We start from the raw sequence: 12,161 nt of genomic DNA, 5'->3' as shown, positions 1-12,161 counted from the left end.
CTCGCGGATCCGGCCCCCTAGGGGAGAGGGGCCGTTCCCCGATCGTGCCGGCCCTGGTCAGGGAAGGGGCCGGCGCGAGGTCACTTCTTGTCGAGCAGGTCCTGGACCTTGGCGCGGACGTCGTCCGTGGCCAGGCCGCGGATCGTCAGCGTCGTACGACGGCGCAGCACGTCGTCCGCCGTCTCGGCCCACTCGTTGTCCCGGGCGTAGACGACCTGCGCCCAGATCTCCGGAGCGTCGGGGTGGACACGCTCGCCCAGCTCCGGGTTCTCGTTGGCGAGGCGGGCGATGTCGAAGGACAGCGAACCGTAGTGCGTGGCCAGGTGCTTGGCGGTGTCGGCCGCCATCCGCGGACCGGGCGCCGGGTTGTCGACCAGCAGCCGGTGGGCGACCGCACGCGGGTTGGCGACACCCGGCAGCGGCAGCTTCTTCGGCAGCGAGGAGATGGGCTCGAAGTCGTCACCCAGCGGAGCGCCCGGCAGCGCCTCCAGCTTCTGCATCACCGTACGGCCGATGTGCCGGAAGGTCGTCCACTTGCCGCCCGCGACGGACAGCATCCCGCCACGGCCCTCCGTGACCACGGTCTCGCGCTTGGCCTTCGCGGTGTCGCCGGGGCCGCCCGGCAGCACCCGCAGACCCGCGAAGGAGTACGTGATCAGGTCACGGCTGAGCTGCTGGTCCCGGACCGAGAACGCGGCCTCGTCCAGGATCTGGGATATGTCCTTCTCGGTGACCGCGACATCCGCAGGGTCGCCCTCGAACTCCTCGTCGGTCGTGCCGAGAAGCAGCATGTCCTCCCAGGGGAGGGCGAAGGTGATGCGGTACTTGTCGATGGGGGTGGCGAGCGCGGCCTTCCACGGGGAGGTGCGCTTCAGGACCAGATGCGCGCCCTTCGACAGCCGGATCGACGGAGCGGCATTCGGGTCCTCCATACGACGCAGGTGGTCGACCCAGGGGCCGGTCGCGTTGAGTACCAGACGGGCGTTGACGCCGAACTCGTCACCCGTCGTACGGTCCTTCAGGTCCGCACCCGTCACCCGGCCCTTGGTGAACCGGAGTCCGGTCACCTCGGCGTGGTTCAGGACGACCGCGCCCGCCTCGACGGCCGCGCGGACCGTCATCAGCGCCATGCGCGCGTCGTTCATCTGGTCGTCGCCGTAGACGGCGACGGCCTTGAGGTTCTCGGTGCGCAGCTCGGGCACGTCCTGCGCCGCCTTCGCGGGGGACAGGAGGTGGCCGACGCCGTCACCGAACGCGGAGAGCGCGGAGTAGGCGAAGACGCCCGCCCCGAGCTTCGCAGCGCCGTGCGGCCCGCCCTTGTACACGGGGAGGTAGAACGTGAGCGGGTTCGCCAGGTGAGGTGCCACCTGGCGGGACACCGCACGGCGCTCGAAGTGGTTCTCCGCCACCAGCTTCACCGCGCCGGTCTGCAGATAGCGCAGACCGCCGTGGAGGAGCTTGGAGGAGGCGGAAGAGGTGGCGCCGGCGAAGTCGCCGGCGTCGACCAGAGCCACCCTGAGGCCGGACTGCGCGGCGTGCCAGGCGGTGGAGATGCCCAGGATGCCGCCGCCGATCACGAGGAGGTCGTACGACGCCTTGGCGAGCTGCTCCCGGGTCTCGGCGCGGCTCGGGTTGGAGCCGGAGGCCGGGCGCGTACCGAGGGCAGGCACGGACTGCAGGGTGGACTGACTGGTCATTTCGGGTTCTTACTCCTCATCAGAGCTTGCGAGGGCCTGTGCAGAGGCCTCGTCAGCTCTCTTCGTCCTCGAGCCAGCCCATCGTCCGCTCGACGGCCTTGAGCCAGCTCTTGTACTCACGGTCGCGGGTGTCCGCGTCCATGCGGGGGGTCCACTCGGCGGCCCGGCGCCAGTTGGCACGCAGGTCGTCGGTGCTGGTCCAGAAGCCGACGGCGAGACCGGCGGCGTAGGCGGCACCGAGGCAGGTCGTCTCGGCGACCATCGGGCGCACCACGGGTGCGTCCAGGAAGTCCGAGAGGGTCTGCATCAGCAGGTTGTTGGAGGTCATACCGCCGTCGACCTTGAGGGCCGCCAGCTCGACGCCGGAGTCCTTGGTCATGGCGTCCGTGATCTCACGGGTCTGCCAGGCGGTGGCCTCCAGGACGGCGCGCGCGAGGTGCGCCTTGGTGACGTAGCGGGTCAGGCCGGCGATCACACCGCGGGCGTCGGAGCGCCAGTACGGGGCGAACAGACCGGAGAAGGCCGGCACGAAGTAGGCGCCGCCGTTGTCCTCGACCGAGAGCGCGAGGGTCTCGATCTCGGCGGCGGTGGAGATCAGGCCCATCTGGTCGCGCATCCACTGCACCAGCGAACCGGTGACGGCGATGGAGCCCTCGAGGGCGTAGACCGGCTTGTCGTCGCCGATGCGGTAGCCGACGGTGGTCAGCAGGCCGCTGTACGAGTTGATGATCTTCTCGCCGGTGTTCAGCAGCATGAAGGTGCCGGTGCCGTACGTCGACTTGGCCTCGCCCTCCGCGAAGCAGGTCTGGCCGAACAGGGCCGCCTGCTGGTCGCCGAGCGCGGAGGCGACCGGGATGCCGCCGAGCAGGTCGCCCAGCTTGCCGCCCTTGATCTCGCCGTAGACCTCGGCGGAGGAGCGGATCTCCGGCAGCATCGCCAGCGGGACGCCGATGGACTCGGCGATCTTCTCGTCCCACTCCAGCGTGTGCAGGTTCATCAGCATGGTGCGGGAGGCGTTGGTGACGTCGGTGTAGTGCTTGCCGCCGTCGACACCACCGGTCAGGTTCCAGATGACCCAGGTGTCCATGGTGCCGAAGAGGATGTCGCCCGCCTCGGCGCGCTCACGCAGCCCCTCGACGTTGTCGAGCAGCCAGCGGGCCTTGGGGCCGGCGAAGTACGAGGCGAGGGGGAGGCCCGTCTCGCGGCGGAAGCGGTCCTGGCCGACGTTGCGCCCGAGCTCCTTGCACAGGGCGTCGGTGCGGGTGTCCTGCCAGACGATGGCGTTGTGGACGGGCTCACCGGTGTTCTTGTCCCAGAGCAGCGTGGTCTCGCGCTGGTTGGTGATGCCGATGGCCTTGATGTCGTCGCGGGTGATGCCGGCCTTCTGGATGGCTCCTGCGACGACTTCCTGGACGTTGGTCCAGATCTCGTTGGCGTTGTGCTCGACCCAGCCCGGCTTCGGGAAGATCTGCTCGTGCTCCTTCTGGTCGACGGAGACGATACGTCCGTCGCGGTCGAAGACGATGCAGCGGCTGGAGGTGGTGCCCTGGTCGATCGCGGCGATGAACGGGCCGGCGGTGTGGGCGTCGGTCACTGTGTGCTCCTGAAGTTCCTTGGAAGGGAGGGCTGTCTGTACGGCGCGGTGCTGTTTAAGTGCGGTGGAACCTGGTGCTCTTAAGCAAAAGCGACGTTGTAGATGCCTGCAGCGAGCGCGGCGCCGATCAGGGGACCGACGACCGGGACCCAGGCGTAGCCCCAGTCCGAACCGCCCTTGTTGGGCAGCGGCAGGAGGGCGTGCACGACACGCGGACCGAGGTCACGGGCCGGGTTGATCGCGTAACCGGTCGGACCGCCGAGGGACAGACCGATGGAGACGACGACGAGCGAGGTGATCAGGGCACCCAGGACGCCCAGGCCCTTGCCGCTGTCGTTGAGGCCCTGCGTGAGAACGGCGAGCACCAGCACGATGGTGCCGATGACCTCCGTGGCGACGTTCTGCCAGGCGACCCGGACCTCGGGGCCGGTGGAGAAGATGCCCAGGACCGGGCCTGCGCCCTTCTCCTGCGCCTCGACGGCCTTGGCAGCCGTGGCCTGCGCGCCCGGACCACCGACGATCTCCTTGTCGGTGAGGTGCGCGTGGAACTGGCCGTAGTAGGCGACCCAGACCAGGGCCGCACCGATCATGGCGCCGAGCAGCTGCCCGCCCCAGTAGACCGGGACGTCGCTCCAGTCGATGCCGTCCTTCTTGAGCGCGAGCGCGAGCGTCACGGCAGGGTTCAGGTGGGCACCGGAGAGCGGTGCCGAGGTGTAGACCGCCGTGAGTACCGCGAAGCCCCACCCGAAGGTGATGGCCAGCCAGCCGGCGTTACGGGCCTTGGAGGCCTTCAGCGTCACGGCGGCGCAGACGCCGCCGCCGAGCAGGATGAGTATGGCGGTACCGATGGTCTCGCCGATGAAGATGTCGGAGCTGGACACCCGCGACTCCTTTGTCCTTCGTCCAGGGGACCGAACCCCGGGTCCCTCCGGGAGTTCGAGCTGCCCTCGGGGGTGAGAGCGAATACCGGCCCTTGGCGTTGTCACACTCTAGCGCGTATTGCCGGTAGGTGTTCGACAATGCCGACCGATGGACGGGAGTCTTGCTCCGGCGTCAGGTGTGCGTCAAGGCCTGTGTTGGCGAAAATGCGATCGTTATCGATCGGCTGTGAACAGTCGATCTTGCAGGTCAGATGCGTACGACTGCGTACGGCCGGGTAACAAGCACCGCGCGTACCGACCGGGCGGTTCGCCCGGTCGTCCCCGGGCACGACAGAGGCCGGGACGCCACCCGGCATCCCGGCCTTCTCCTGCGTCCCGCTACGCCTCTCAGAACCGCCCGGCGCCCAGGTCCCGCGACACCGCACGGGCGCAGTCCCGCACCGCGGCGATCAGCTCCGGGCGCAGCTCACCGTCCCGGCACAGCCGCTCCACGGCGCCCGTGATGCCCACCGCGCCCACCGGCATCCGCCGCCGGTCGTGGATCGGCGCGGCGACGGACGCGACGCCCTCCCAGGTCTCCTCGACGTCGGCCGCGTAGCCACGCGCGCGTGACATGTCGAGGATGTGCTCGAAGTCCTCCAGCTCGCACACGGTGCGGTCGGTGAAGGGCTTGCGGTCGGCCTCGATCGCCTCGCTGTGCGCGACCGGGTCGTACGCCGACAGGACCTTGCCCAGGGCCGTGGAGTGCAGGGGCTGCATGGCCCCTATCTCCAGCACTTGACGGCTGTCGTCGGGCCGGAAGACATGGTGCACGATCAGTACGCCCTGCTGGTGCAGGACACCGAGATACACACTCTCCCCGCTGGACCGGGCCAGGTCGTCCGTCCACACCAGGGCGCGCGCCCGCAGCTCGTGCACGTCGAGATAGGTGGTGCCCAGGCGCAGCAGTTCGGCGCCCAGCTGATAGCGCCCGGAGGCGTCGTCCTGCTCGACGAAACCCTCCTGCTGGAGGGTGCGCAGAATCCCGTGGGCGGTGCCCTTGGCGAGGCCCAGTGACGAGGCGATGTCCGAGAGGCCGAGCCGTCGCTCGCCGCCCGCGAGCAGCCGCAGCATCGCGGCCGCCCGTTCGAGCGACTGGATGTTCCGTGCCATCGCCGTACTGCCTCCGTCCCCTTCGACCGTCGACGTAGCGACGTCGCTGCCGCTGTTCGGCAATGTCGAACACTACCGGTCGATGCCGACCTCCCGCTAATGGTCGGTCCGCATCCGTCGTGTTCTGTTGAGTCACTGGTATCCCGGGAGTGACCTGCCCGTCATCCTCGTCCGCCCCGTGGACGCCCCTGACCATCCCCGGCCGACCCCGGTTACCCTGGCGAGGTGCGCCTACCGGGGGCAGTTCCCGGAATGACGCAAAGCCGACAGCCGTCGCACCTAAGGGAGCCCCTTAATGGCCTCGTCGCCACTGACCCCTTCCGCCGACAGCCGGACCCGTGTGTCCGCGCTCCGCGAGGCGCTCGCCACCCGGGTGGTGGTCGCCGACGGAGCGATGGGCACCATGCTGCAGGCGCAGGACCCCACCCTCGAGGACTTCGAGAACCTCGAGGGCTGCAACGAGATCCTCAACCTCACCCGGCCGGACATCGTGCGCTCCGTCCACGAGGAGTACTTCGCGGCGGACGTCGACTGCGTCGAGACCAACACCTTCGGTGCGAATCACACGGCCGCGGCGGAGTACGAGATCGCCGAGCGGGTGCACGAGTTGTCGGAGGCGGGTGCCCGGATCGCCCGTGAGGTGGCGGACGAGTTCGCGGCCCGTGACGGCCGTGCGCGCTGGGTGCTGGGTTCGATCGGCCCGGGCACCAAGCTGCCGACCCTCGGCCATGTCGGTTACGCCACGATCCGTGACGGTTATCAGGCCAATGCCGAGGGCCTGCTCGCGGGTGGTGCGGATGCCCTGATCGTGGAGACCACGCAGGACTTGTTGCAGACGAAGGCGTCGGTGCTCGGTGCCCGCCGGGCGATGGAGGCGACCGGTTCGGATGTGCCGTTGCTGGTGTCGATGGCGTTCGAGACGACCGGCACCATGCTGCTGGGCTCGGAGATTGGTGCCGCGCTGACGGCGCTGGAGCCGCTGGGCATCGACATGATCGGCCTGAACTGCTCGACCGGGCCGGCCGAGATGAGTGAGCATCTGCGCTATCTGACCCGGCATTCCCGTATTCCGCTGCTGTGCATGCCGAATGCGGGCCTGCCGGTGCTCACCAAGGACGGCGCGCACTTCCCGCTGGGGCCCGAGGGGCTGGCGGATGCGCAGGAGAACTTCGTCCTCGACTACGGGCTCTCCCTGATCGGGGGCTGTTGCGGCACGACTCCGGAGCATCTGCGGCAGGTCGTCGAGCGGGTGCGGACGCTCGCCCCGGGCGAGCGTGACCCGCAGCCCGAGCCGGGGGCTGCCTCCCTGTATCAGAGTGTGCCGTTCCGTCAGGACACCGCGTATCTGGCGATCGGTGAGCGCACGAACGCCAACGGGTCGAAGAAGTTCCGTGAGGCCATGCTGGCCGGCCGCTGGGACGATTGTGTGGAGATGGCCCGTGACCAGATCCGCGAGGGCGCGCACATGCTGGATTTGTGCGTGGACTATGTCGGCCGGGACGGCGTGGCGGACATGGAGGAGCTGGCGGGCCGCTTCGCGACCGCCTCGACGCTGCCGATCGTGCTGGACTCCACCGAGGTCGATGTCCTGCGGGCGGGGCTGGAGAAGCTCGGCGGCCGGGCGGTCATCAACTCCGTCAACTACGAGGACGGCGACGGCCCGGAGTCCCGTTTTGCGAAGGTCACCAAGCTCGCCCAGGAGCACGGCGCGGCGCTGATTGCGCTGACCATCGACGAGGAGGGCCAGGCCCGCACCCCCGAGCACAAGGTCGCCATCGCCGAACGGCTCATCGACGACCTGACCGGCAACTGGGGCATCCACGAGTCGGACATCCTCATCGACACCCTGACCTTCACCATCTGCACCGGTCAGGAGGAGTCGCGCAAGGACGGTATCGCCACCATCGAGGCGATCCGCGAGCTCAAGCGCCGGCACCCGGACGTGCAGACCACGCTGGGTCTGTCGAACATCTCCTTCGGTCTCAACCCGGCCGCCCGCATGCTGCTCAACTCGGTCTTCCTGGACGAGTGTGTCAAGGCGGGCCTGGACTCGGCGATCGTCCACGCCTCGAAGATCCTGCCGATCGCCCGCTTCAGCGAGGAGGAGGTGCAGACGGCCCTGGATCTGATCTACGACCGGCGGGCCGAGGGCTACGATCCGCTGCAGAAGCTGATGGCGCTGTTCGAGGGCGCCACGGCGAAGTCGCTGAAGGCGGGCAAGGCGGAGGAGCTGGCCGCGCTGCCGCTGGAGGAGCGTCTCAAGCGGCGCATCATCGATGGTGAGAAGAACGGTCTGGAGGCCGATCTCGACGCGGCGCTGGAGACCCGCAAGGCCCTGGACATCGTCAACGAGACGCTGCTGGACGGCATGAAGGTCGTCGGTGAGCTGTTCGGTTCCGGGCAGATGCAGCTGCCGTTCGTGCTGCAGTCCGCGGAGGTGATGAAGACGGCCGTCGCCCACCTCGAACCGCACATGGAGAAGGTCGAGGGCGACGAGGCCGGCAAGGGCACCATCGTGCTGGCCACCGTGCGCGGGGATGTGCACGACATCGGCAAGAACCTCGTCGACATCATCTTGTCGAACAACGGCTACAACGTCGTCAACCTCGGCATCAAGCAGCCGGTCTCGGCGATCCTGGAGGCCGCCGAGGAACACCGCGCCGACGTCATCGGCATGTCCGGGCTGCTGGTGAAGTCCACGGTGATCATGAAGGAGAACCTGGAGGAGCTCAACCAGCGCGGCCTGGCGGCCGACTTCCCGGTCATCCTCGGCGGTGCGGCCCTCACCCGCGCGTACGTGGAGCAGGACCTGCACGAGATCTACCAGGGCGAGGTCCGCTACGCCCGCGATGCGTTCGAGGGCCTGCGGCTGATGGACGCGCTGATCGGCGTCAAGCGCGGCGTGCCCGGCGCCAAGCTGCCGGAACTCAAGCAGCGCCGGGTCCGGGCGACGGCCTCCGCCGAGGTCGAGGAACGCCCGCAGGAGGGCCACGTCCGCTCCGACGTCGCCACCGACAACCCCCTCCCCACCCCGCCCTTCTGGGGCACCCGCGTCATCAAGGGCATCCAGCTCAAGGAGTACGCGAGCTGGCTGGACGAGGGCGCGCTGTTCAAGGGCCAGTGGGGGCTGAAGCAGGCCCGCACCGGTGAGGGACCGACGTACGAGGAGCTCGTCGACACCGAGGGCCGGCCCCGGCTGCGCGGCCTGCTGGACCGGCTCCAGACCGACAACCTGCTGGAAGCGGCCGTGGTCTACGGCTACTTCCCGTGCGTCTCCAAGGACGACGACCTGATCATCCTGGACGAGCAGGGCAACGAGCGCACCCGCTTCACCTTCCCGCGCCAGCGCCGCGGCCGCCGCCTGTGCCTCGCGGACTTCTTCCGGCCGGAGGAGGCGGGGGAGACCGACGTCGTCGGCCTGCAGGTCGTCACCGTCGGCTCGCGGATCGGCGAGGAGACGGCCCGCATGTTCGAGGCCAACGCCTACCGCGACTACCTCGAACTGCACGGCCTGTCCGTGCAGTTGGCGGAGGCGCTCGCCGAGTACTGGCACGCGCGGGTGCGATCGGAGCTGGGCTTCGCCGGAGAGGATCCCGCCGAGATCGAGGACATGTTCGCGCTGAAGTACCGCGGCGCCCGCTTCTCCCTCGGCTACGGCGCCTGCCCCGACCTGGAGGACCGCGCCAAGATCGCCGACCTGCTCCAGCCGGAGCGCATCGGCGTGCACCTGTCCGAGGAGTTCCAGCTCCACCCGGAGCAGTCCACCGACGCGATCGTGATCCACCACCCCGAGGCGAAGTACTTCAACGCCCGCTGAGAAGTCCGTCGGGAAAACCCTCCCGACGGCACATCGGCGCACCTCAGAGCGGCCCCCGGCGGTATACACGATGTGCCCCGGACCACGCCGGATAAACGAGGCGCTTCGGCCGCGACAGTCGTACACTGGTCGGTCCACAGCAGGCCGGTTCCCCACCCGGGAACCGGCCTGCTCGCCCCTCAAGGAGGTGCGCCAGGATGACCAGTACGGTCCCCGCGCTCGGAACCCGTACGGCCGAAGGCTCAGCCCTGCAGGCCGTGCTCCTCGACATGGACGGAACCCTCGTGGACACCGAGGGGTTCTGGTGGGACGTCGAGGTCGAGGTCTTCGCCGGCCTCGGCCACACCCTCGACGACACCTGGCGCCATGTCGTGGTCGGCGGACCCATGACCCGCAGCGCAGGGTTCCTGATCGAGGCCACCGGCGCCGACATCGCCCTCGCCGAGCTCACGGTGCTGCTCAACGAGGGCTTCGAGGACCGCATCGACCGCGCCCTGCCGCTGATGCCGGGCGCCGCCAGGCTGCTCGCCGAACTCTCCGAGTACGAGATCCCCACCGCCCTGGTCTCCGCCTCCCACCGGCGCATCATCGACCGTGTGCTCACCTCGCTCGGCCCCCAGCACTTCGCCCTGTCGGTGGCCGGCGACGAGGTGCCGCGCACCAAGCCGCACCCTGACCCGTATCTGACCGCGGCCGCCGGACTCGGCGTGGACCCGGCCAGATGCGCGGTCGTCGAGGACACCGCCACCGGTGTCGCGTCGGCCGAGGCAGCGGGCTGCCACGTGGTCGCCGTGCCCTCCGTGGCCCCCATCGCACCCGCCGCCCGGCGCACGGTCGTGACCTCCCTCGAAGACGTCGACCTGGCATTTCTGCGCGGACTGATCACCCGCTGATCGCCTTCTGATCGCCACTCGATGACGGAAATGCGCTGAGCGTTCACCCAGCGTGCAGCGCCGATAGGACATGAATTCCCAGGGCTGGTGTGCGAGGGAATTCGAAGAGCGGTGGATGGCCGAATTCCGGGACCGATCCCTGCCGTGGGGGATGTGAGGTTCCCCACTCATGCGGGCCTCGACAGGCCGTACAGGCTGTGCTCTTCGCCCCTTTTCGGAGTGCGAGGACGTGCCCTTGTGTCCCGATTGATGGAACGCTGCACGAATCCTTCCCGGGTCGGGTTTTCGGTCTGTCCGCAGCCGGTTTCGCTGCGTGATGGGGGCTCAACTCCGGTGACTGCGAACCGCCGTGCTGGTGCGGACTAACCTCGACGCGAGAACCATCACCTCTACCCCCGTGATCCGCCGCGACACCCCTGCATGCCGGATACACGGACCTGAACAGCTCTGGAGAAACACGAGCATGAACCGCAAGACTTTGGTGCTGCCGGCCGTGGTCGGCCTGCTCGCGCCCGTGCTCGCCGCGTGTGGCAGTTCCGACAGCAGCGGCAGCAGCGGGGACGCGATCGCCGTCGGCACCACGGACCGGTTCACCGCCACGAAGGACGCACCCGCGCCGCTCGATCCGGCGTACGCGTACGACGTCGGCACCTGGAACATCCTGCGCCAGACCGTGCAGACCCTGATGATCCAGCCGAAGGGCGAGGGCGACCCCGTGCCCGAGGCCGCGCAGAGCTGCGGCTTCACCGACTCGGGCAACGAGCGCTACGCCTGCACCCTGCGTGACGGCCTGAAGTTCTCCAACGGCAACAAGATCACCGCGGCCGACGTGAAGTACTCCATCGACCGCGCCCGCGCCATCAAGGCCGACTCCGGCGTCTCCGCCCTGCTGAACACCATCGACACCGTCGAGACGCAGGGCGACAACCAGGTCATCTTCCACCTCAAGACCGCGGACGCCACCTTCCCGTACAAGCTGTCGACTCCGGTCGCGGGCATCATCAACCCCGACGACTACGAGAAGAACAAGCTGCGTGACGGCTTCGACGTCGACGGATCCGGCCCGTACACCCTCTCGGCCGACGTCAAGAACGACGAGATCGTCAAGGCCACGTTCACCAAGAACCCCAACTACAAGGGGACGCTGAAGGTGAACAACTCCAAGGTCGACATGGTCTCCTACGCGGACGCCGACGCGATGGGCAAGGCCCTGGACAAGGGTGACATCGACGTCATGACCCGCAGCATGGCGCCGGAGCAGATCCAGAAGCTGTCCGCCGGTACGGACACCAACGAGGACCTGGTCGAGATGGCGGGTCTGGAGATCCGCTACCTCGCCTTCAACACCAACGCGCCGACCGTGAAGAACAAGGCCGTCCGCCAGGCCATGGCCCAGCTGATCAACCGCGGCGAGGTCGTCGCCAAGGTGTACGGCACCCAGGCCGAGCCGCTCTACTCGCTGGTTCCGGCGAGCATCACCGGCCACTCCAACTCGTTCTTCAACAAGTACGGCGACCCGAGCACCGCCAAGGCCAAGGCCCTGCTGACCGCCGCCGACATCAGCACCCCGGTCAAGCTGACGCTGCACTACACGACCGACCACTACGGCTCGGCCACGAAGAAGGAGTTCGAGGTCCTTCAGAAGCAGCTCAACGACAGCGGACTGTTCGACGTCACCATCAAGGGCTCGCCCTGGTCGACGTTCGTCCCGGCCGAGCGCAAGGGCCAGTACGACGTGTGGGGCATGGGCTGGTTCCCGGACTTCCCGGACGCCGACAACTACCTGGCGCCGTTCCTCGACACGGACAACTTCCTCAAGTTGCCCTACCACAACAGCAAGATCATCAACACGCTGATCCCGGCGTCCCGCCGCGAGGCCGACCGCATCGCGGCCTCCTCCAACCTGACCGAGATCCAGGACATCGTCGCCGACGACGTCCCGATCCTGCCGCTGTGGCAGGGCAAGCAGTACGTCGCCGCCCGCGGCGACGTCACGGGGACCGCGTACGCGCTCAACTCCTCCTCGACCCTTCAGCTGTGGGAGCTCGGCCGTGGCGTGAGCGGCTGATCTCTCTCGTGCCCGGGGCCCGGGGAGTGTGGCCCCGGGGTTCCGAACCCGACGAGAAG

General features: G+C 68.5%; 7 protein-coding genes. 3 read left to right on the top strand and 4 right to left on the bottom strand.

What is annotated here, in order from left to right:
* Window positions 1-80: 80 nt before the first annotated feature.
* The 4 genes from EDD92_RS10435 to EDD92_RS10420 form a co-directional block, all read right to left on the bottom strand.
* A complete protein-coding gene (locus tag EDD92_RS10435) occupies window positions 81-1,697 on the bottom strand; it encodes a glycerol-3-phosphate dehydrogenase/oxidase (protein WP_123964032.1) in 1,617 nt (538 codons plus the stop codon).
* Between the two features lie 52 nt (window positions 1,698-1,749).
* Window positions 1,750-3,291 (bottom strand): glycerol kinase GlpK, encoded by a 1,542-nt coding sequence (glpK, locus tag EDD92_RS10430; protein ID WP_123964031.1) that lies wholly within the window; start codon window positions 3,289-3,291, stop codon window positions 1,750-1,752.
* Window positions 3,292-3,371: 80 nt separating this feature from the next.
* Entirely contained in the window at window positions 3,372-4,172 is an 801-nt protein-coding gene (locus EDD92_RS10425) for an MIP/aquaporin family protein (RefSeq protein ID WP_123964030.1), read from the bottom strand.
* 387 nt (window positions 4,173-4,559) lie between these two features.
* Window positions 4,560-5,324: an IclR family transcriptional regulator gene (locus EDD92_RS10420; protein ID WP_123964029.1), complete on the bottom strand. Its 765-nt coding sequence runs from the start codon at window positions 5,322-5,324 to the stop codon at window positions 4,560-4,562.
* Between the two features lie 295 nt (window positions 5,325-5,619).
* Here EDD92_RS10420 and metH point away from each other — a divergent pair, with 295 nt between their 5' ends.
* From metH to EDD92_RS10400, 3 genes are all read left to right on the top strand, one after another.
* On the top strand, window positions 5,620-9,141 hold the full coding sequence (gene metH / locus EDD92_RS10415) for a methionine synthase (protein WP_123964028.1): 3,522 nt from the start codon (window positions 5,620-5,622) through the stop codon (window positions 9,139-9,141).
* 197 nt (window positions 9,142-9,338) lie between these two features.
* Window positions 9,339-10,034: an HAD family phosphatase gene (locus tag EDD92_RS10410; RefSeq protein WP_123964027.1), complete on the top strand. Its 696-nt coding sequence runs from the start codon at window positions 9,339-9,341 to the stop codon at window positions 10,032-10,034.
* Between the two features lie 463 nt (window positions 10,035-10,497).
* Entirely contained in the window at window positions 10,498-12,102 is a 1,605-nt protein-coding gene (locus tag EDD92_RS10400) for an ABC transporter substrate-binding protein (RefSeq protein WP_123964025.1), read from the top strand.
* Window positions 12,103-12,161 lie beyond the last annotated feature (59 nt).

Source organism: Streptomyces sp. TLI_185, from assembly GCF_003814765.1.
Lineage (GTDB): Bacteria > Actinomycetota > Actinomycetes > Streptomycetales > Streptomycetaceae > Streptomyces.
This window is presented reverse-complemented; position numbering and strand designations above follow the sequence as displayed.